Below are 20064 nucleotides of genomic sequence, written 5' to 3'. Positions count from 1 at the left end.
ACCGGCACCCCCCTTTGATAACCCCCCCACCCCGACGCCCCCAACCCCATTTCCGCCCCGCCCTTGGTTGCTAATGGGGCTTTCGCGACACCCGCCGGGAGCCCCAGCCGTCCGAAGGCCGAGACCCTCAGGCCTCCGGAGCGAGCTTCCCGCTCACCAGGAACTCCCGGTACTTCTCCAGATAAGGCGCGATGTCGATGTTCTTCTCCGCCAGCCAAGCGTCGTCGTAGTACGTGTTCGCGTACCGCTCGCCGCCGTCGCACAGCAGCGTGACGACACTGCCCGCTTGCCCCTCCGAAACCATCCGCGAGATCAGCGTGAACGCGCCGAAAAGGTTCGTCCCGGTCGAGCCACCCGCCCAGTGCCCGGTCCGCTCGCGCAGCACGCGGATGGCCGCCAGCGAAGCGGCGTCCGGCACCTGGAGCATCTCGTCGATCACGCCGGGCACGAACGACGGCTCGACGCGCGGCCGCCCGATTCCCTCGATCCGCGACGGCATGCCGGTGCTGTAGTCGAGCGCCCCGGTCTGCCAGGCGCCGTAGAACGACGAGTTCTCCGGGTCGACGACGGCGATCTTCGTGGTGTGCCGCTTGTAGCGCACGTAGCGGCCGAAGGTGGCGCTCGTGCCGCCGGTCCCGGCGCCGACGACGATCCAGGTCGGCACGGGGTGCCGCTCGGACTGCATCTGCGCGTACACGGACTCGGCGATGTTGTTGTTCCCGCGCCAGTCCGTCGCGCGCTCGGCGTAGGTGAACTGGTCGAGGTAGTGGCCGTTGCACTCCGAAGCGAGCCGCTCGGCCTCCGGGTACATGTCCGGCGCGCGGTCGACGTAGTGGCATTCGCCGCCGTAGAACTCGATGAGTGCGATCTTCTCCGGCGAGGTGCTGCGCGGCACCACGGTGATGAACCGCAGCCCGAGCATCCGCGCGAAGTACGCCTCCGAAACCGCCGTCGAGCCGCTGGACGCCTCGACGAGCACGGTGTCCTGCCCGATCTGGCCGTTCACCAGGCCGTACAGGAACAGCGAACGCGCGAGCCGGTGCTTGAGCGAGCCGGTCGGGTGGACGGATTCGTCCTTCAGGTAAAGATCGATGCCCCACTCGGCGGGCAGCGGGAAGACGTGCAGGTGTGTGTCGGCGCTGCGGTTCGCGTCGGCCTCGATGATGCGGACGGCTTCGCGGACCCAGCTGCGGCTGTGCAGACGGCTCACGCTGTCCCGTCCGCTCGGTCGCCGCGCAGCTGGGAGCGCAGTTCGGCACGGGCGCGAGCGCGTTTTTCGTTGCGGCGGGCGAGTCCGGCGGTCACGCGCGCGTTCAGCGGGCGGAACAGCAGCAGACCCAGCGGCAGCCCCACGACCAGGCCGATCAGCAACGCGACCAGCAGCGGGACGTTGACCAGCAGCAAGCCCCCCGCGATGACCCCGACCAGGACGAACCTGGCCAGCACGTACAGCGTCAGGTCGCGGGGCAGGTGATTATCGCTCACACCGAAGCAGGCTACGCGTTGCCGTTGCGGCCCTCGTCCAGGCCCGCGTTGTTGGGCCGCCCTTCGAACCGGGTGGAGAGCACGACGGTGGTGTTCGTCCGGCCGACGCCGGGGATCCGCCGCAGCCTGCCGAGCGTCTTCTCCAGATCGTCGACGGTCGCCACCCGCACCTTGACGACGAAGGCTTCGTCACCAGCGACGGCGTAGCAGCTTTCGACCTCGTCCAGCGCCCCGAGCGCCTCCGCGACGTCGTCCTCGGTCGCGGTGTCGGTGGGGTGGATGCCGACCAGCGCCGTCACCCCGAGTCCGACCGTGTTGGGGTCGACCATGGCGTGGTAACCGGTGATCACGCCGGCAGCCTCGAGTTTGCCGACCCGTTCGTGCACTGATGAAGCCGAGAGCCCGACAGACCGGCCGAGGTCGGCGTAGGTAGCCCGCCCGTTCTCCCGCAATGCCGCGATGATCTTCCGATCCACCTGGTCCACCGCTACACCTTAGGTGCCGCGGCCCGATTCGTGAGATCAGGGCGCGTTTTCATACATCCGTGACAAGACCGGGGCGCCGATACACGCATGTCGCGGTTGTCGGTTTTGACCTTTAAGGGCTCTTTACCTATGGACAACCGTTCGAGTACCTGACGGGTGAGATGCAACGATTGCCGTGTTGGCTACCCGGCACGACGGGCATCGGACCCGCCTCCGGTCTAGCACTGGAACCGTGAAGGAGGCGGAAAATGACCGCGACCATGGGCGGAAGGTTGCTCACCCCCGGTGAAGTGGCGGCCCTGTTCCGGGTCGACCCCAAGACCGTGACCCGCTGGGCGACCGCGGGCCGGATCGGCTCGATCCGCACCCCCGGTGGGCACCGCCGGTTCCGCGAGGCAGAGGTGAACGAGCTCCTCGCCGAGCTGACCACCGACGCCAGCGAACCCACTCGCAAGGTCTGACCAGGCATTTCCCCTAAAAGGGACTCCAGTGACGAAGGGCTCGTAACCGCCCTTCGTCACATTGGGGTATCCATGAGTCCCCCCGCGCGCGGCAAAGAGGCTAGCCTCGTGGGACTGAGCAACGTCCTCCACGCGGAAAGGGACCGAGCATGATCTATCTGCTCGCGGCCATCGGAGCGCTCACCGTCGCCGTGGTGTTGTGGCGCGCGTTCGGGATCGAGCGTGTCGGGGTGCCCTCGTCGCGACCGACCTTGGCCCCGGACGACGACCCCGACTTCCTGCGCAAGCTCGGTGAGCAGCAGCGCAAAGGTAAAGACGAAGACAAAGACTAGGCCTGGGAGCTCCGTTCCTCCGTTGAGGGCGGGGCATGGATGGACTAGGGCTGGATCGGCTGGTACTGCTGGCCGCCGAAGCCGTCCGCGACGGTGGCGGCCAGTTCCAGCAGCGCCAGCCGGGTGTCCTCGTGGAGCCGGTCCAGTTCGATCTCCGCGCCCTCTTCCAGGTGCGGGTCGAACGGGATGCGGCACACCGAGCGGACACGTGCGCCGAAGTGCGCGGAGAGCTTGTCGAGATCGACGGAACCGCCCTTCGGCCGCACCGAGTTGATCACCGCGACCGACCGTTTGACCAGGTCGCCGTAGCCGTGTGCTTCCAGCCAGTCGAGCGTGGCCGAAGCACTGCGCGCGCCGTCGACCGAGCCTGACGAGACCACCACCAGCGCGTCCGCGACGTCCAGGACGCCCTTCATCGCCGAGTGCATCAAACCGGTCCCGCAGTCGGTGAGCACGATGTTGTAGAAGTGCTCCAGCAGGTTGACCGTGCGCCGGTAGTCGTCCTCGGAGAACGCCTCCGAGACCGCCGGATCCTGCTCGCTGGCGAGGATCTCCAGCCTGCTCCCGCCCTGCGAGGTGTACGAACGGACGTCGCTGTACCTGGTGATCTTGTCCGCGTCCCGCAGCAGATGCCGCACGGTCGCGGTGGTCTCGATCGGGATCTTCTGCGACAGCGTCCCGCGGTCCGGGTTCGCGTCGACCGCGACCACCCGGTCACCGCGCAGCGACGCGAACGTCGAGCCCAGCGTGGTCGTCGTGGTGGTCTTGCCGACGCCGCCCTTGAGGCTCAGCATCGCGATCTTGTAGCACCCGCGCAGCGGCTGGTTGATCTGCGCGATCAGTTCGCGTTTGCGCGTGTCCTTGGGGCTCTCCCCCGGATTGACGAGTTTGCCGGTGCCAACATAAAGCGCCTTGCGCCAGCCGGACTGCGGCTTGCGCTTCTGCGGCTTCACCAGGCTCGCGGTGGCGAGTTCGTCCGGGAGCGCGTGCCTGCCCTGCGGCTGCGGGAGCCCCGGCACGGCCTGCTGTTGGGGCTGCTGCGGCGGCGCGTACTGCTGCTGAGGCGGCGGGTACTGGGCGGCCTGCTGCGGCTGAGGGTGCAGCGGAGGCAGGTTCTGGTCGTAGGGCTGCTGCTGATACTGCTGCCCCTGCGACGGCTGCGGCAGCGGAGGAGCGGGCTGCTGCTGCGGGTACTGCCCCTGCTGCGGGTACTGCGGCTGCACGACCTGGGTCGGCTCCGCCTCGAAACCACTCGCGACCGGATGCGGCGCCGAGTCCGTCCTGTCCTCGGAGAACAACTCCGAGGGCTGGACGCTCTCGGTCGGTTCGGGGTGGCCAGGAGCCGATTCTTCGCTGGGTCCGGTCACCGCTGAATTCCTCCTCCGCGCACGTCTTCCCCCATTACCTCAGTATTGACGGTAGTCGGCTCGGGTGCAGCGGCGGCGGTCAGCCCCCGGCGTAGGAGTGCAGACCGGACGTGACCAGGTTCACGAAGAACATGTTGAAGATCGTCGCGGAGAATCCGACGATGTTGATGATCGCGGCCCGCTTCCCCCGCCAGCCCGCGGTGGCACGGGAGTGGAGGTACGCCGCGTAGACGACCCACGCCACGAAGGCGACGGTCTCCTTGGGGTCCCAGCCCCAGAACCGGCCCCACGCCGCCTCGGCCCACACCGCGCCGCAAAGCACGCCGAAGGTGAAGATCGGGAAGGCGAAGATGGTGGTGCGGTACGCGATGCGGTCGAGCACGTCCGCGGCGGGCAGCTTCGGGGCGAACTTCGCGAACTTCGCCGGGTTGTCGTCGTGCGCGGCGCGGAAGAGGTAAAGGACGCTCGCGACGCCGGGCACCAGGAAGACGCCGGAGCCGATGATCGCCGCGGAGACGTGGATGATCAGCCAGTACGACTGGAGCGCGGGCTGCACCGGCGCGGCCGTCGTGTACAGCATCGTGCCGTTGACGAACATCAGGATCACGACCGGCAGCAGCAGGAAGCCGGTGAGGTGGCGGACCGGGAACTTCCGCATGATGACGAGCCAGGTCACGACGGCGATGAAGGTCGTGGCCATGCCGTATTCGTAGAGGTTGCCCCACGGCGCGCGGTGCACGGCGAACCCGCGCAGCACGATCGCGGCCAGGTGCAGCAGCGCGGCCAGCACCAGCAGCGCGGCGCCCATCCGGCCGATGCGCTCGGGGCGGCCGATCTCGCGCGACGGCTCGACGGGCGTCCCGTAAGCAGGCGGCGGACCGCCCGCGCCGACCAGTTCGCGGGCCTTCTGCTTGCTGCGTTCCGCCGCCAGGCGGCCCTTCGCGCCGAAGCCCTGCTCGATGAGGGCGAACATCAGCGCGAGGACGTAGATCGCCGCCGCGGTGGTGTAGGAGTAGTCGCTGTACTGGGACAGCGTCTCGTTGATCGGCATGACCTCTAGTTGCCTCTCTGCCCCTGGACCAGCTTGCCGCTGATCCGCTGGAACTCTTCGCCGTAGCCCGCCTGATCGGTGCGCGCCAGCCCGGCGACCTCGATCACGGTACCCGTCTCACCTTCGCGCGCCGGGGTCACCCGCACCCACACCCGCCGCCGTTTGACCAGCAACGATCCCGCCAGCCCGATCAGCATCGCGACCGCGCAGACCAGCACCCAGCCCTGCACCGGATCGTGCGAGACCTGGATGGCGACCCATTCCTGGACGCCGTCGAAACGGACCTTCGTGCCGTCGTCGAGCACGGTCTCCTGACCCTGGTCCAGGTTCTGCCGCGTGAGCTTCTTGAGCCTGCCGTCCGCGACGAGCGACTGGTCGATCTGGAAGATCGACTGCCCGCGGCCGGCGTCGAGGCCGAGGTCGCCGCGGTAGATGTCGACGGCCACAGCCGGTTTGTTCGCCTCGGGCCGCGAAGACGTCAGCACGTTGCCGTGCAGGAACGCGGTCGGCGCGAGCAGGCCGGTGATCGCGAGCTGACGCGTGCGGCGTTCGATCGGATCGGCGATACCCGGCTGGTCGATCTTCGTCGCGCCTTCGGAGAGCTTCGTCGGCTCGTCGGCGGGGCGCCACGGCGTGATGTTGGTGCGCACGGTGCCGTCGGGGAAGGTCACCGTGAACTTCGGGGAGTAGCCGAAGTTCAGCAGGTAGACGCGGTCTCCCGCGGTGCGCAGCGGCGAGTTGACCTCGAGCCCGTACGGCTTCCACGCGCCGGTCTTCAGATCCTCGCCGGACTGGTACTCCATGTTGGAGTGGTAGTAGTTCGCCTGCCCGTTCTCGGTGTAGCGCGCCTCGAAGTCCTTCAGGCGGATGCAGAACCCGTTGAGGTCGGTGCCGTCGACGCGCAGCCCGGCGTTGAAGGTGTCATAGCCGAGGATGCCGGAGTTGCACCACGGGCTGCCGTCGGCTTGGACGATGACCTGGCCTTCGTAGCCGAACATCTTGCCCAGCGCGAAGAAGATGATCAGGCCGAGCATGCCGAAGTGGAAGACGAGGTTGCCGGTCTCGCGGAGGTACCCGCGTTCGGCGGAGATGCTTCGGCTTCCGTCGGCCTCTTCGCGCTCGACGCGGCGCCAGCCCTTGAGCAGCGTGTGCGTGTCCTTCAAGACCGTCTCGGGTGTCCGGTCGGTCGTGGTGGACACGTGGTGCGGCATCCGCGAGAGCTTGCGCGGCGTGAGCACGGGCTTCGCGCGCATCGCCTTCGCGTACTCGAAGCTGCGCGGCGCGAGACAGCCGATGAGCGAGACCATCAGCAGGATGTAGATCGCCGAGAACCAGACGCTGCCGTAGACCTCGAAGAACTGCAGGCGGTCGAGCAGTTCGCCCCACCAGCCGTGCGAGGCGATGTACTCGTCCGTCTTGGCGACGTTGAGGTTCCGCTGCGGCAGCAGGGCGCCGGGCATCGCGGCGAGCGCGAGCAGGAACAGCAGCACCAGCGCGGTGCGCATCGACGTCAGCCCGCGCCAGGTGTTGCGCAGGAAGCCGAGGGCCCGCTTCAGCGGGGTCTGCCGGTATTCGGTGGTGGTCACAAGGGCAGCCTGATGTCGTTCACGAGGGTGTTCCGGATCCAGCCGGTCAGGTCGCCCCACAGCCCGGTCACCAGCAGGACGCCGACGACCAGCAGCAGGACGCCGCCGAAGACCTGTACCTGACGGCCGTGGCGGCGCAGCCAGTCGGTGGCGCGGACGGCCCAGCGGGCGCCGAACGCGATGATGAGGAACGGCAGGCCGAGGCCGAGGCAGTAGACCAGGATCAGCACGTATCCGCGCGCCGCCGCCCCGCCGGTGGCGCTGGCCATCGACATGACCGCGGACAGCGTCGGCCCGATGCACGGCGTCCAGCCGAGCCCGAACACCGCGCCGAGCACCGGCGCGCCCCACAGCCCGCCGCGCGGCACGTGATGCGAGCGGAACTCGCGCTGCAGGCCGGGGATCCAGCCGAGGAAGACCAGCGCCATCGCGATGGTCAGCACACCGCCGAGGCGCTGGAGGAGGTCCATGTTGAGCTGGACGACGTCGGCGATCCACACCAGCGTTCCCAGCGTCACCACGAAGACGACGGTGAACCCGAGCACGAACAGCGCCGCCGCGCCGACGACGGCGTAGCGGCCCTTCTTGCGCCCCTCGTCGGGGCTGACCGCGGGGGCGTCCGCGCCGACCAGCGCCGCCAGGTACGCGAGATACCCGGGCACCAGCGGCACGACGCACGGCGACGCGAAGGAGATCGTCCCGGCCAGCAGCGCGACCCCCGCCGCGAGCAGGAGCGGCCCGGAGAGCGCCAGCTCGGTAACACCGTTCACGCAAAGGAGCGTAGGCAGTGTGGTCGAAGTGAAAACGCCGGGGCTGGCCCAACGGGACCTACGTCGCACCCGGTCAGGACCTTGGTCCCGGTGGGCTGAAGGCGTCCTTCACCGCATGCGACGCGGTGAAGGACGCTTTCGCTGCGTCAGATGCGGGGAAAGTCCCCTTCAGCCCACGGCCCGCCCGGATCGCGTTTAGCGGGCTAAACGCGATCCGGGCGTGACTCAGGCGGGTTCGGCGGCCAGGCGCTGGACGACGGGCAGCAGGTCCGACGCCAGCAGTTCCCGCAGGAACACGGCCGCGACGCGGTGCTGTTTGTCCAGCACGATCGTCGACGGGATGATGTTGCGCGGATAGCCCGAGAGCTGCAGCAGCGTCCGCCCCGACGGGTCGTAGATCGACGGGTACGTCAGCTTCCGGTCCCGCATGAAGTCCTGCGCCGGCGCCCGGTCGTTGTCGCGCAGGTCGATGCCGACCACCTGGACGCCGGACGCCTTGGTCTGGTCGTAGACCTTCTGCATCTCCGGCGCCTCGACGCGGCACGGCCCGCACCACTGGCCCCACAGGTTCAGCACGATGACCTTGCCGGGGAAATCCGCGATCGAAAGCTGTTTGCCCTCGTTCATCAGGTCGTCGCCGGACAGCGTCGGCGACGGCTGGCGGTCCGCGACGTCGTAGGTGATGTCGACCTTCCCGCCCGGCGAAACGAAGTTGAACGAGCCGCCGGTGACGACGGCGTCCTTGCCGGTGGTGCAGCCGGTGACGACGAGCGCCAACCCGACGACGGCCGCCACGAGTCGCTTCATGCCCCGGTCACCTTCGGGTCGGTCGTACCGGCGGGCTCGCTGTAGACGATCCGCACGAGTTCCTCGCCCTCGAAGACCAGGCTGGTCAGCGACGCGAGCGAGCACTGCCGGTTGCGCGGGTCGTGCCAGAGCCGCTTCGCCTCCAGGAACCGCCGCACGGTCCAGATCGGCAGCTGGTGCGAGACGCACAGCGCCTCGTGCCCCTCGGCCGCCCGTCGCGCGCGGTGGATCGCACCGAGCATGCGGTGCGCGATCTCGACGTACGGCTCGCCCCACGACGGCCGGAACGGGTTGACCAGTTTCGGCCAGTGCTTCGGCTGGCGGAGGGCGCCATCGCCGACGGCGACGCGCTCGCCTTCGAACTGGTTGTCCGCCTCGATGAGCCGATCGTCGGTCTCGACGTCGAGCCGGTGCGCGGCCGCGATCGGCGCGGCGGTCTCCTGCGCGCGCTGAAGCGGCGAAGCGACAACGTGCGTGATGTCGTGTGTCGCGACGGCTTCGGCGACCGTCAACGCCTGGCGCTGTCCGCGGTCGGAGAGCTTGAAGCCGGGCAGACGGCCGTACAGGATCTTGTCCGGGTTGTGCACCTCGCCGTGGCGAAGCAGGTGCACGATCGTCGTCGCGCTCACGCCTGGACCGCCTCGGCGGCGGCGCGGGCGGCCACGCGAAGCGCGGACTCGATGACCTCGAACTCGGCGTCGCGCATGGCCGCGTTGACGAACCAAGCCTCGTACGCGCTCGGCGGCGCGTACACGCCGTTGTCCAGCAACGCGTGGAAGAACGCCGGGAACCGCCAGGTCTCCGAAGCCTGCGCGCCCGGGTAGTCCGTCACCGGGTTCTCGCTGAAGAACACGCTGACGAGGTTGCCCGCGTACTGCACGGTGTGCGTGACCCCCGCCTCGGTGAGCGACCGGTCGAACAGGTCGCCGAGCCGCTTCGCGTTGGCGTCGAGGGCCGCGTACACGGCGTCGTCGGCCGCGCGGAGCGTCGCGAGACCGGTGGCGACGGCGACGGGGTTCCCGGACAGCGTTCCCGCCTGGTACACCGGCCCGCCCGGGGCCAGCTTCGCCATCACGTCGGCGCGGCCGCCGAAGGCCGCGGCCGGCAAGCCGCCGGACATCACCTTGCCGAAGGTGTACAGGTCACCGGCGACACCGTCGAGGCCGAACCAGCCCGCCTTGGACACGCGGAACCCGGTCATCACCTCGTCCATGATCAGCAGCGCGCCGTGCTCGCGCGCGATCTCCTTGAGCCCGGCGTTGAACCCGTCGGCCGGGGCGACCGCGCCCATATTGCCCGCGGCGGCTTCGGTGATGATCGCGGCGATCGCGTCCGGGTTGTCCACAAAGGACTTCCGGACCGCGTCGAGGTCGTTGTAGGGCAAGACGATCGTGTCGGCCGCCTGCGCGCCGGTGACCCCGGGCGACGTCGGGAGGCCGAGGGTCGCGACGCCGGAGCCCGCTTCGGCGAGCAGCGCGTCGACGTGGCCGTGGTAGCAGCCCGCGAACTTGATGATCTTCGCCCGGCCGGTGAATCCCCTGGCGAGGCGGATCGCGCTCATCGTCGCCTCGGTGCCGGAGTTGACCAGGCGCACCCGCTCCACCGGCTCGACGCGGGCGATGATCTCCTCGGCGAGCTCGACCTCGCCGCGTGTCGGGGTCCCGAACGACAGCCCGTCGACAGCGGCTTCGCGGGCGGCGGAGACGACGTCCGGATGCGCGTGCCCGAGGATCATCGGCCCCCACGACGAGACCAGGTCGACGTAGCGGTTGCCGTCCGCGTCCCAGAGATACGGCCCCTCACCGCGCACCATGAACCGCGGGGTGCCGCCGACGGAGTTGAAGGCCCGCACCGGGGAATTCACCCCGCCCGGGATCGCGGCCTTCGCTCGTTCGAACCATGCCTTGGACTGATCGACTCCGGTAGTCACGTTCCCAGTCTCGCAAATCCCCGGGGACACCCGCCGCCAGGTCGTGCGGTTGCGCGCATGGCGTGACCAGGCCCACTAGGGTGGGAAGCAGTCGGCGTCGAAACCCTCGCGGAGGAATCCACGTGTCCACGGTGCCGTCACCACCGACCCACCACCGTCGCCTGCGCTGGCAGGCCTTGGCCGGATTCATCGCCATGTCGGCGATCGTCGGCGTCGTGGCGGGGCTGGCCGTGGCCACCCGATCCGAAACCCACAACGTGCTGGTCCGTCCGTCGTGGGCGCCGCCGGGCTGGCTCTACGGTCCGATGTGGGCGACCCTGCTCCTCTTGGTCGCCTTCGCGGGCTGGTGCTACTGGCGGACCGACGGCGAGACGCGCGGCTTCGCCTTGTACGGCGTCTGCCTGTTGCTGACGCTGCTGTGGACTCCGTTGTTCTTCGCCGGCGGAGCACACGCTCTCGCCCTGGCCGACGTCGTCGTCCTGGACTTCGTGGTGCCCGTCACGATGATGGAGTTCGGGCGCCGGTCGAAACTCGCCGCCTGGCTGCTGGTGCCGTATCTGCTGTGGTTGCTGTACTCGACCGCGGTCAACGCCGCCGTCGTCTGGCTCAATTAATCCTTGGGTTTGCGGCCCTTGGCCCGCACGGCGAGCAGGAACTGGCGGATCGCGTCCACCACCAGGATCGCGGCCAGCACGCCCAGCCCGATGGAGCCGGCGAGCGGGCCGCCGAAGAACCGCTGCGATTCGAGCGTCGTCGTTTCGCCGTAGGTGATCACGACCGGGACGACACCGGCCTTCCAGCACGCGAAGGCACCCCACACGGCGAGCGCGGCGAGGACCAGCTCGACGGCCCCCACCACCGCGCGCAGGGGTTTGTGCAGCCGGGCCGCGGGCCGGGTGTCCTCCGGTGGCCACAGATCGGCGCCGGTCGGCTGGGGAAGGTCGATCACGGTGAGCAGTTTCTCATGACTCTGTGGTGCGAGCACGCACCAAATCCCCGAGAGCCTCGCGAAGCGCGTCCGGATTCTTCGCCCAAGCGCGGACGAACACGCCGTCTTCGAGCTTCAACCCGACTTCGCCGTACTTCTTGGGGATCGTCCAGCCGCCACCCAGGACGCGCGAGCCGACCGGGGCCTCGTCTTCGAGCACCTCGGCGATCCTGGCCGCCTCCAGCGTTTCCCGGCCCTGCCGGTAGCCGTCCGGCGTGACTTCGAGCGAGAGGTACCGGCGGCGCGCGTAGACCCAGGGAACGGTGATCGCCACCAGCCCCACCGCGACCAGGATCCAGGCGAGCCAATGGACCGGGCCACCGGTCGCCAGCTCGGCGAGCAGCCCGGCGAGAGCGAACAGCGGCGCCCACAGCAAAGCCGTCCAGCCGACGCCGGGTTCCTCGTAGCGGGGCGGCTCGGGCGTCATGGCAGCGTGCGCCCGACCTTCGGGAAATGGTCGGAGACGCTGGGCAGGTACATGAGGACCAGCGCGATCGCCACCAGCAGCGTGGACACCAGCAGGAACACGTTGAGCGAACCGCGCAGGATCAGCAGCTCCACCAGCACCAGGAAGACCGCCCCCACGGTGAGGACCGTCCTCGCCGACCGCGTTCCCTCGCGGGCCTTGTACGCGAACAACGCGAACAGGACGGCGAAGGTGAGCGCACCGCCGAACAGCATCCACAGCAGGGTGTTCACCCCGGAAGCGACCTGCGCCGGATCGGCGGGCTGGCCGGGGACCGGGTTCTCCCTGATCTGCTTGAGGATCCCCTCGGTCAGTTCGTCCTTCAGCACCAGCAGGGCGATCTGCCCGGCCACCAGGACGACACCGGCCAGGATCCACAGCCAGAACGAAATCGCCACCGGCTTCGGCACCGTGATCTTCGGCGGCTCCTGCCCCGGCAGGATCGGATCCGGGGACATCCCGCGCTTACGGCGTTCGTCGTCCGTTTCGTCGGCTTTGCTGTCGCTCACGCGAGGCAGCCTAGTCCAGCCAAGCGGCGGCTTCGGCGGCCCAGTAGGTCAGGATCATGTCCGCGCCCGCGCGGCGGATCGAGGTCAGCACCTCGAGGATCGTGCGCTCACGGTCGAGCCAGCCGTTCGCCGCGGCGGCCTCGACCATCGCGTACTCGCCCGAGATGTTGTACGCCGCCACGGGAACCGTCGACGCCTCGGCCGCGGCCCTGATGACGTCCAGATAGGACAGGGCGGGCTTGACCATGACCATGTCGGCGCCCTCGGCGATGTCCAGCTCGATCTCGCGCAGCGCCTCGCGCACGTTGCCCGGATCCTGCTGATACGTCTTCCGGTCGCCCTTCAGCTGTGAGTCGACGGCCTCGCGGAAGGGGCCGTAGAACGCGCTGGCGAACTTCGCCGAGTACGCGAGGATGCCGGTGTCGGTGCGCCCGGCACGGTCGAGCGCGGCGCGGATGACGCCGACCTGACCGTCCATCATGCCGCTGGGGCCGAGCAGATGCGCCCCCGCTTCCGCCTGCGCCAGACCCATTTCCGCGTACAAGCGCAGGGTCGCGTCGTTGTCGACGCCGCCATCGGCGTCGAGGACGCCGCAGTGGCCGTGGTCGGTGAATTCGTCGAGGCACGTGTCCGCCATCAGGACCGTCGCGTCGCCGAGCTCGGACCTCAGGTCGCGCAGTGCGACGTTGAGGATGCCGTTCGGGTCGATCGCGCCGGAGCCCTCGGCGTCCCGCGTCTTCGGGATGCCGAACAGCATCAGGCCGCCGACACCGGCGTTGACGGCCTCGACGGCGGCCTTGCGCAGTGTGTCGCGGGTGTGCTGGACGACCCCGGGCATGCTGGCGATCGGGCGGGGCGCTTCGGCACCCTCGGCCACGAACATCGGGAGGATCAGCTGACGTGGGCGCAGCGTCGTCTCACCGACCAGCCTGCGCATCGCCGGAGTGGTACGGAGCCTGCGGGGACGATGTTCGGGAAACACCCTCACGACGGTACTCCCGCCCGCTTGAGCGGCGGTGAACGGCCGAACGTTTCCTAAGGAACGGTAAAGAGTCACCTTTGTCCGATTCCTCGGCGGTGTGACGTGGGTTACCTTCCCCTGCATGTCGAGTTCAACGGTGACCGACCAACTGGAAGAACCGCCCGTCGGCTGGCGCGCACGGCTGCGCCAGGTCGGGCCAGGGATCATGGCCGCGGCGACCGGGGTCGGCGCGGGCGACCTCGTCGCGACGATGGTGGCCGGATCGCGCTTCGGGTACACGCTGCTGTGGGCGGTGCTCGTCGGCACGATCTTCAAACTCGCGCTGGCCGAAGCCGTCGGCCGCTGGCATCTGACCTCGGGCCGGACGATCCTGTCCGGCTGGCGGACGCTCGGGATCTGGGCGCTGATCTATTTCGGGATCTACGCGGTGATCTGGGGCTTCGTCTACGGCGCGACCGCGATGTCCGCGTCGGGGCTGCCGCTGAACGCGCTCTTCCCCGCGCTTTCGGTGCGGTACTGGGCGATGATCTGCGGCCTGCTCGGCTTCGCGCTGGTGTGGTTCGGGCGCTACGCGATCATCGAAAAGCTGATGACCGTGCTCACCGGCGTCATGTTCGTGACCGTCGTCGGGACCGCGATCCTCGTCGTGCCGAACTTCGCCGAACTGTTCAAGGGCGCCGTCCCGACCCTGCCCGACGGATCGCTCGTCTACGTCCTCGGCCTGGTCGGCGGCGTCGGCGGCACGATCACCATGGCGGCCTACGGCTATTGGACGCTCGCGAAGGGCTGGCGTTCGTCGAAGTGGCTCCCGATGATGCGCACCGACAACGCCGTCGGGTACGTCATGACGGGGATCTTCGTGATCGCCATGCTGATCGTCGGCGCGGAACTGCTGATGGGCCAGAAGATCATCTCGGGCGACAAGGGCCTGCTGTTCCTCGGCGACACCCTCGCCGCGGACTACGGGCAATGGGCGCGGATCCCGTTCCTCATCGGTTTCTTCGCCGTTTCGTTCACGTCGGTGATCGGTGTCTGGCACGGCGTGAGCCTGCTGTTCGCGGACTGGTGGCGCATTCTGCGGCTGCCCAAGGACGCGACGGAAAGCGTTGAGACGTATGAGAAGAAGGCCGGTGAACGCAGTGCCGCGTACCGCGGATACGTGCTGTGGCTGACGTTCCCGCCGATGGCGTTGCTGTTCCTGGACCAGCCGTTCCAGCTCACCGTGATCTACGGCGTGTTGGGCGCGTTGTTCATGCCTTTCCTGGCGGCGACCTTGCTGGTGCTGCTGAACACTTCGCGGGTGCCGCGGGAAGGGCGTTCGCGGTGGCTTTCGAACGGGCTGCTGGTGGTGTGCCTGGCGATGTTCGCGTACCTGGCGTACACGGAGGTCGTGAAGTTCTTCAGCTGAACCGCTCGTGAGTGGTAAGGACGGTTAGAACCGTCCTTACCACTCACGAGGCCTTACAGCGGAATGGTCTTGCTGTTGCAGCCGCCGCCCCCGCACGCCCTCACGGTCAGGTGGGTCGCACCGGTCGACAACCCGGCGTCGAGCCATCTCACCCCGTCGTCGACGACGACCTGGAGCCTCCTGCCCACCGGGGATTCGGTGAACCACACGGTGAGGGCGGAGACGGGAGAACTGTCGGACACCTTGGCCACCAGGTGTCCCCGATCGACGGTGCCCCGGACGCTTTGCACCGCGCACCCGAGCGGACTGCACACTTCGAAGGAGGTGGCGGCGGCAGCCGTACCCGGAAAGGCCAGCCCACCCACGGCGGCGGCGATGAGAACAAGAGATTTCATGATCACTCCCCAGTGTTCGTCGGAATCACGGAGGCTATGACCGACCGCTACGCACCCGGCGAAGTTTCACTAAGGACCGAAAAAGCCCCCTTCCCACGCGAAACGTGGGAAGGGGGCTTTCACCGGATCAGGAGCGGCGGGCCCGCTTCGCCTTGCGAGGCGGCGGAAGCGCACCTTCGGCCCGGAGCCGGGCGGCGTGCTCGGCGAGCGCGTCGACCAGGTGCGGGACGTCGGCCTTCTCGGGCTGGACGTCGACCCGCAGCCCGAACTCCACGGCGGTCTCCGCGGTCTTCGGGCCGATGCACGCGACCAGCGTGCGGGTGTGCGGCTTGCCGGCGATGCCGACGAGGTTCCGCACGGTCGAGGACGAGGTGAAGCAGACCGCGTCGAAACCGCCGGTCTTGATCATCTCGCGGGTCTCGGCGGGCGGCGGCGCGGCGCGCACCGTGCGGTACGCGGTCACGTCGTCGATCTCCCAGCCGCGTTCGCGCAGACCGGCCGAAAGGGTCTCGGTGGCGATGTCCGCCCGCGGCAGCAGCACGCGGTCGACCGGGTCGAGGACGTCGTCGTACGGCGGGAACTCGGCGAGGAGACCCTCCGAGGACTGCTCACCCTCCGGGATCAGCTCGGGGATGATGCCGAACGAGCGCACCTTCGCGGCGGTCGATTCGCCGACGCAGGCGATCTTCACACCGGAGAACGCGCGGGCGTCGAGGCCGAACTCCTCGAACTTCTCCCACACCGCGCGGACGGCGTTGGTCGAGGTGAAGACGATCCACTGGTAGCGGCCGTCGACGAGACCCTTGACCGAACGCTCCATCTGCGCGGGGCTGCGCGGCGGCTCGACCGAGATGGTCGGGACCTCGTGCGAGGTGGCGCCGTGGCCGCGAAGCCGCTCCGCCATCTCACCGGCCTGCTCCTTGGTGCGCGGCACCAGGACCTTCCAGCCGTACAGCGCGCGCGACTCCCACCACGACAGCTTCGAGCGCTGGCCGACGGCCTGGCCGATGGTCACGATGAGCGGGCCGACGAGCTCGCCCGCCTCGTTCGCGACGGTGGCCAGCGTGGTGTCCAGGGTGCGCTGGGTGTTGATGGTGCCGTTGGAGGTCACCGCGACCGGGGTGGTCGGCGCCAGTCCGTGCTCGGTCAGCGCGGACGCGGCCTCGGCCAGGTGCGCCGACGTCGCGTGCAGCACGATCGGGCCGGGGGTGGCGGCCAGCGCGGCCCACTCGACGTCGCCTCGGACGTCGACCTCGGTGTGCGTGCCACCGAGCGCGACACCGGCGTACGCCGGCACGGCCGCGCCGGGCGAGACGCCCGGGATGATGTCGAAAACGGCGCTGGTCCGGGAAACGGCCTGCACCTCGGCGACGACGGCGGGCTGGGTCAGCGGGTCACCGGCGATCAGCCGGAGCACCAGCCTTCCGGCCTTGGCCTCGTTCACCAGGTCCTTGGCGACCTCGGTGGCCTCGCCGACGGCGGGGCGCACTTCGGCGCCCTCGGCGGCGAAGGCCAGGACGCCCGAAGGGACGTCCGGATCGGTCACCACGACCTCGGCCTTGGCGAGCAGCTCCTGAGCGCGGACGGTCAGCAGACCGGCGTCACCGGGGCCCGAGCCCACGAAGGCGACACGCCCGGTGGTCTTACGCGCGGGGGTCATCTGTGCGTTCTCCTCTTGAGCGGCCGCAGTCGAGCGCGGCCCTACCTTCAACGTTCTGACTCACTGGGCGGGGCCGGACAGCGCACCGGCCCCCAGGTCGAGCAGCTCGGCGGCCAGTGTCCGGCCGAGCTGATCGGCTTCGTGCTTGTCGGCGAGCGCGGAAGCGCGCACCATGTCGACCGCGTCCCCGTCCCCTTCGACGGCGGCGGTGCCCCGCAACGAGATCCGCTCGACGACCCGCCCTTCGGCGTCCAGGTCCTCGACGATCTCCGCCAGCGCTCCGACCGGTGCGCTGCACCCGGCTTCCAGCGCCGCGAGCAACGCCCGTTCGGCGGTCGCCACGGCACGGGTGCCTTCATCGTCCACTGTGGACCCGAGCAGGTGCTCGATGTCCACGTCACCGGTCCGGCACTCCACCGCCAGCGCCCCCTGTGCGGGGGCGGGCAGCATCTGGATCGGGTCGAGGGTCTCGGTGATCTCCTCCGCCCGGCCGATCCTGGCCAGTCCGGCACGCGCCAGGATGACGGCGTCGAGCTCTCCGTCGCTCACCTTGCGCATGCGGGTGTCGATATTGCCTCGGATCGGCACGATTTCCAAACCGAGACCGAGCGCGCGCAGCTGCGCGGTCCGCCGCGGCGAGCCGGTGCCGACGGTCGAACCGGGCGGAAGCTCGCCAAGCGTCAGCCCGTCACGGGCGATCAGCGCGTCACGCGGGTCCTCGCGGCGCGGCACGGCGGCGAGCGTGATACCCGGCTCCGGCTTCGTCGGCAGGTCCTTGTACGAGTGCACGATGACGTCGACTTCCTCGCGCAGCAAGGCTTCGCGCAGCGCGGAAGTGAAGACGCCGACCCCGATCGTGGGGATCGGCGCGGACGACTTGTCGCCGGGGGTCGTCACGGTGACGAGCTCGACCTCGGCCCCGGTGGCGCGCAGGGCGTCGGCGATGGTGCCGGTCTGCGCGAGGGCGAGTTTGCTGCCGCGCGTCCCGATGCGGATGACTCTGCTCACTGATGATCACTGTCTTTCGTTGCGGTGGGACTCGCCACCGCGGCGGGCGCCTGCGGGTCGAGGCAGAACAGCTCGCGCAGCGCGTTGGCGTAGTCGGTGTCGGCCGTCTCGGCGGCCAGCTGCTTGACCCGCACCGTCGGCGCGTGCAGCAGCTTGTCGACCACGCGGCGGACCGTGCGGCCGACCTCCTCGCGGACCCCGGGTTCGAGGTCCGGCAGGCGGTTGTCCAGCCGCAGCAGCTCGGCGTCGACCACCTCGGCCGCCCGGCGCCGCAGCGCCGTCACCGTCGGGGTGACCTCGGCGCTGCGCTGGCCGGCGAGGTACTCGCGCACCTCGTCGAGCACGATGCCGGTGGCCTTCGCGGTCTGCCGTTCGGTGGTCGGGGTGCCCGCTTCCCGCATGCGGCGCTGGATGGTTTCGAGGTCGACCACGGTGACGTCGGCCAGTGCGGCGACGTCGTGGTCGACGTCACGCGGGAGGCCGAGGTCGCAGACGACCAGCGGGCGCCCGGCACGGGCCGGGACGTGCGCGGCGGTGAAGACGGCGGCCTGCGCGCCGGTGCAGCAGACGACGACGTCCGCCTCGGCGACCGCGTCCGCGATGCCGCTCATCTGGACGGCCTTCGCGGGCACTCCCTGCTCGACGCTCGCGGCGGCGAGGCGGGCGGCCCTCTCCTCGGTGCGGTTGGCGATGGTGATCTCGCCGATCCCGGATTTGCGCAGCTGGGACGCGGTCAGCGCGCCCATCGAACCGGCGCCGACGATCAGCGCGTGCTTGCCGGCGATGTCGCCCGCGGCGGCCAACGCCTCGGAGACCACCGACGCGCCCAGCTGGTCCAGCCCGGTCTCGGTGTGGACGCGTTTGCCGACGCGCAGCGTGGTCTGGATCAGCTCGTGCAGCGTGCGGCCGACGGTGCCGGCCTCCCGCGCGGTGGCGTACGAGGACCGGATCTGGCCGAGGATCTGCGTCTCGCCGACGACCATCGAGTCCAGGCCCGAGGTGACCGAGAACAGGTGCTCGATCGCGGCGCCCGCGTAGTGCACGTACAGCGAGTCGTAGAGGTCCGCGGGCTCCATCCCGGCCTGGCGGGCGAGCACGTCGGAGACGTCGTTCAGGCCGCCGTGGAAGGTCTCGACGACGGCGTAGACCTCGATGCGGTTGCAGGTCGAGACGAGGATCGCCTCACTGACGTGCTCGGCCTGCTGCAGCTCGTGGAGCACCTTGGTCACGTCGGTCGCGGGGACCGCGACGCGTTCCAGGGTGCTCAGCTCGGCACTGCGGTGCGAGAGCCCGACCGCCAACACGCTCATTTCAGCGCACCACCATTCCGTTGCCGTGGCCGTTCACGCTGCCATTGTCGGCGCCCCCGGGGCCACCGTCTGCTCCGCCGTTGCCGTTAGCGGCCAGATCGGCGCGGCGAGCGACGTGGAACGACAGGATCTGCAGCTCGACCGCGAGATCGACCTTGCGAACCTCGATATGTGCCGGAACCTGCAGCACCACCGGGGCGAAATTCAGGATGCACTGCACGCCACCTGCGACGAGCCGGTCGCAGACCGACTGCGCGGCGGTGGGCGGGGTGGCGATGACGCCGATCGAGATCTGCCGTTCGGCGCAGACTTTGGGGATCTCGTCGAGATGCGAGACCGGGAGGCCGCCGACCGGGACGCCGACCAGATCCGGGTCGAGGTCGAACAGCGCCTCGACCGGGAATCCGCGGCCCGGGAACCCGCCGTAGTTGGCCAGCGCGTGCCCGAGGTTACCGATGCCGACCACGGCGACCTTGTGCTTGCGGGTCAGGCCGAGGATGCGCTCGATCTGGCTGACCAGCACCTGGACGTCGTAGCCGACGCCGCGGGTGCCGTACGAGCCGAGGTAGGACAGGTCCTTGCGCAGTTTCGCGGAGTTGACGCCCGCGGCCTGCGAGAGCTCCTCGCTGGAGATCGTCGTCGCGCCCTGCTCGGCCAGCCCGGAGAGGACACGGAGGTACACGGCGAGGCGGGCGACGGCGGCTTCGGGGATGGACTTCGCGCGGACCGCTTCCGGTTCGGCGGTGCTCTCGACGGCGGGCATCTCCGCGGTGGGCGCGTTGTCGGCGTCCGGTGTCACCCGGGTGCGCCGGCCTCGTTGCGACACCACGCTTGTCCGCTCCCTCTGGTCCCTGCTGACGACATGATCGCCCGAACCTGGAAATCGGCTCTTGACCCGGGGCGCTGAGTCCGGTTCGATGCCGGGCGCTTTCGGAGGCGACGTATCTACGGTAGCCACTTGTGAACGCAGGCACAAAGTCACAGGTAGAGGGGATGACGCACCCCACAGTGCCCGGGCGCGTGGGTCGTGAGTGGTAAGTGTCGTTAGAACGACACTTACCACT

The 20064-nt window shown here is 69.3% G+C and carries 23 protein-coding genes; 4 read left to right on the top strand and 19 right to left on the bottom strand.

What is annotated here, in order from left to right:
- Positions 1 to 127: 127 nt before the first annotated feature.
- From ACFWIW_RS31240 to ACFWIW_RS31230, 3 genes are read right to left on the bottom strand one after another with little or no spacing between them, the layout of a single operon-like run.
- Positions 128 to 1210, bottom strand: a complete 1083-nt coding sequence (locus ACFWIW_RS31240; protein WP_315860797.1) for a PLP-dependent cysteine synthase family protein — start codon at positions 1208 to 1210, stop codon at positions 128 to 130.
- Positions 1207 to 1485 carry a DUF4229 domain-containing protein gene (locus ACFWIW_RS31235; RefSeq protein WP_378371770.1) on the bottom strand — a complete coding sequence of 93 codons (279 nt, stop codon included), beginning with the start codon at positions 1483 to 1485 and terminating at the stop codon, positions 1207 to 1209. The genes ACFWIW_RS31240 and ACFWIW_RS31235 overlap by 4 nt, the downstream gene beginning before the upstream one ends.
- A gap of 11 nt (positions 1486 to 1496) precedes the next feature.
- Positions 1497 to 1970 carry an Lrp/AsnC family transcriptional regulator gene (locus ACFWIW_RS31230; RefSeq protein WP_037332958.1) on the bottom strand — a complete coding sequence of 158 codons (474 nt, stop codon included), beginning with the start codon at positions 1968 to 1970 and terminating at the stop codon, positions 1497 to 1499.
- 248 nt (positions 1971 to 2218) lie between these two features.
- Here ACFWIW_RS31230 and ACFWIW_RS31225 point away from each other — a divergent pair, with 248 nt between their 5' ends.
- Both ACFWIW_RS31225 and ACFWIW_RS31220 read left to right on the top strand, forming a co-directional pair.
- On the top strand, positions 2219 to 2431 hold the full coding sequence (locus ACFWIW_RS31225) for a BldC family transcriptional regulator (protein ID WP_016330944.1): 213 nt from the start codon (positions 2219 to 2221) through the stop codon (positions 2429 to 2431).
- 149 nt (positions 2432 to 2580) lie between these two features.
- Positions 2581 to 2763 (top strand): hypothetical protein, encoded by a 183-nt coding sequence (locus ACFWIW_RS31220; protein WP_016330943.1) that lies wholly within the window; start codon positions 2581 to 2583, stop codon positions 2761 to 2763.
- 44 nt (positions 2764 to 2807) lie between these two features.
- On the opposite strand, the gene ACFWIW_RS31215 is transcribed toward ACFWIW_RS31220, so the two are convergent.
- From ACFWIW_RS31215 to hemL, 7 genes are all read right to left on the bottom strand, one after another.
- The gene (locus ACFWIW_RS31215; RefSeq protein WP_378371769.1) at positions 2808 to 4130 is read right to left on the bottom strand and encodes a MinD/ParA family protein; all 1323 of its coding nucleotides are present in this window, start codon (positions 4128 to 4130) and stop codon (positions 2808 to 2810) included.
- Positions 4131 to 4209: 79 nt separating this feature from the next.
- Complete coding sequence (gene ccsB / locus ACFWIW_RS31210; protein WP_378371768.1) at positions 4210 to 5181, bottom strand: c-type cytochrome biogenesis protein CcsB; 972 nt, start codon at positions 5179 to 5181, stop codon at positions 4210 to 4212.
- A 5-nt stretch (positions 5182 to 5186) separates the two neighbouring features.
- Positions 5187 to 6767: a cytochrome c biogenesis protein ResB gene (locus ACFWIW_RS31205; RefSeq protein WP_378371767.1), complete on the bottom strand. Its 1581-nt coding sequence runs from the start codon at positions 6765 to 6767 to the stop codon at positions 5187 to 5189.
- Positions 6764 to 7537 (bottom strand): cytochrome c biogenesis CcdA family protein, encoded by a 774-nt coding sequence (locus ACFWIW_RS31200; RefSeq protein ID WP_034310635.1) that lies wholly within the window; start codon positions 7535 to 7537, stop codon positions 6764 to 6766. The genes ACFWIW_RS31205 and ACFWIW_RS31200 overlap by 4 nt, the downstream gene beginning before the upstream one ends.
- 225 nt (positions 7538 to 7762) lie before the next feature.
- Positions 7763 to 8344: a TlpA family protein disulfide reductase gene (locus tag ACFWIW_RS31195; protein WP_378371766.1), complete on the bottom strand. Its 582-nt coding sequence runs from the start codon at positions 8342 to 8344 to the stop codon at positions 7763 to 7765.
- Positions 8341 to 8973: a histidine phosphatase family protein gene (locus tag ACFWIW_RS31190; RefSeq protein ID WP_378371765.1), complete on the bottom strand. Its 633-nt coding sequence runs from the start codon at positions 8971 to 8973 to the stop codon at positions 8341 to 8343. The genes ACFWIW_RS31195 and ACFWIW_RS31190 overlap by 4 nt, the downstream gene beginning before the upstream one ends.
- Positions 8970 to 10274, bottom strand: a complete 1305-nt coding sequence (hemL, locus tag ACFWIW_RS31185; protein ID WP_378371764.1) for a glutamate-1-semialdehyde 2,1-aminomutase — start codon at positions 10272 to 10274, stop codon at positions 8970 to 8972. The genes ACFWIW_RS31190 and hemL overlap by 4 nt, the downstream gene beginning before the upstream one ends.
- 122 nt (positions 10275 to 10396) lie before the next feature.
- On the opposite strand from hemL, the gene ACFWIW_RS31180 reads away from it, so the two are divergent.
- Positions 10397 to 10888 (top strand): tryptophan-rich sensory protein, encoded by a 492-nt coding sequence (locus tag ACFWIW_RS31180; RefSeq protein ID WP_378371763.1) that lies wholly within the window; start codon positions 10397 to 10399, stop codon positions 10886 to 10888.
- On the opposite strand, the gene ACFWIW_RS31175 is transcribed toward ACFWIW_RS31180, so the two are convergent.
- From ACFWIW_RS31175 to hemB, 4 genes are read right to left on the bottom strand one after another with little or no spacing between them, the layout of a single operon-like run.
- The gene (locus ACFWIW_RS31175; RefSeq protein WP_378371762.1) at positions 10885 to 11259 is read right to left on the bottom strand and encodes a hypothetical protein; all 375 of its coding nucleotides are present in this window, start codon (positions 11257 to 11259) and stop codon (positions 10885 to 10887) included. The two genes, ACFWIW_RS31180 and ACFWIW_RS31175, sit on opposite strands and share 4 nt — an antisense overlap.
- Complete coding sequence (locus tag ACFWIW_RS31170) at positions 11237 to 11689, bottom strand: hypothetical protein (protein WP_378371761.1); 453 nt, start codon at positions 11687 to 11689, stop codon at positions 11237 to 11239. Before ACFWIW_RS31170 ends, ACFWIW_RS31175 begins: the two co-directional genes overlap by 23 nt.
- Entirely contained in the window at positions 11686 to 12237 is a 552-nt protein-coding gene (locus ACFWIW_RS31165; protein WP_378371760.1) for a hypothetical protein, read from the bottom strand. Before ACFWIW_RS31165 ends, ACFWIW_RS31170 begins: the two co-directional genes overlap by 4 nt.
- A 10-nt stretch (positions 12238 to 12247) precedes the next feature.
- A complete protein-coding gene (gene hemB, locus ACFWIW_RS31160) occupies positions 12248 to 13219 on the bottom strand; it encodes a porphobilinogen synthase (RefSeq protein WP_378371759.1) in 972 nt (323 codons plus the stop codon).
- A gap of 121 nt (positions 13220 to 13340) precedes the next feature.
- Between hemB and ACFWIW_RS31155 the strand changes: the two genes are divergently transcribed.
- The gene (locus tag ACFWIW_RS31155) at positions 13341 to 14627 is read left to right on the top strand and encodes an Nramp family divalent metal transporter (RefSeq protein WP_378371758.1); all 1287 of its coding nucleotides are present in this window, start codon (positions 13341 to 13343) and stop codon (positions 14625 to 14627) included.
- A 53-nt stretch (positions 14628 to 14680) separates the two neighbouring features.
- Here the strand turns inward: ACFWIW_RS31155 and ACFWIW_RS31150 are convergent, their stop codons facing one another.
- The 5 genes from ACFWIW_RS31150 to ACFWIW_RS31130 form a co-directional block, all read right to left on the bottom strand.
- On the bottom strand, positions 14681 to 15022 hold the full coding sequence (locus tag ACFWIW_RS31150; RefSeq protein WP_378371757.1) for a hypothetical protein: 342 nt from the start codon (positions 15020 to 15022) through the stop codon (positions 14681 to 14683).
- 127 nt (positions 15023 to 15149) lie between these two features.
- Positions 15150 to 16682: a bifunctional uroporphyrinogen-III C-methyltransferase/uroporphyrinogen-III synthase gene (locus ACFWIW_RS31145; protein WP_005151748.1), complete on the bottom strand. Its 1533-nt coding sequence runs from the start codon at positions 16680 to 16682 to the stop codon at positions 15150 to 15152.
- Positions 16683 to 16742: 60 nt separating this feature from the next.
- Positions 16743 to 17690 (bottom strand): hydroxymethylbilane synthase, encoded by a 948-nt coding sequence (hemC, locus tag ACFWIW_RS31140; RefSeq protein ID WP_016330928.1) that lies wholly within the window; start codon positions 17688 to 17690, stop codon positions 16743 to 16745.
- On the bottom strand, positions 17687 to 19000 hold the full coding sequence (locus ACFWIW_RS31135) for a glutamyl-tRNA reductase (RefSeq protein WP_378371756.1): 1314 nt from the start codon (positions 18998 to 19000) through the stop codon (positions 17687 to 17689). The genes hemC and ACFWIW_RS31135 overlap by 4 nt, the downstream gene beginning before the upstream one ends.
- Before the next feature lies 1 nt (position 19001).
- Positions 19002 to 19829 (bottom strand): redox-sensing transcriptional repressor Rex, encoded by an 828-nt coding sequence (locus ACFWIW_RS31130; protein WP_378371755.1) that lies wholly within the window; start codon positions 19827 to 19829, stop codon positions 19002 to 19004.
- Positions 19830 to 20064: the final 235 nt, after the last annotated feature.

It is taken from the genome of Amycolatopsis sp. NPDC058340 (assembly GCF_042723975.1).
In the GTDB taxonomy this organism is placed as follows: Bacteria; Actinomycetota; Actinomycetes; order Mycobacteriales; family Pseudonocardiaceae; genus Amycolatopsis.
The sequence above is the reverse complement of the archived record's forward strand: the minus strand, read 5'-3'. Positions and strand labels throughout refer to the sequence as shown.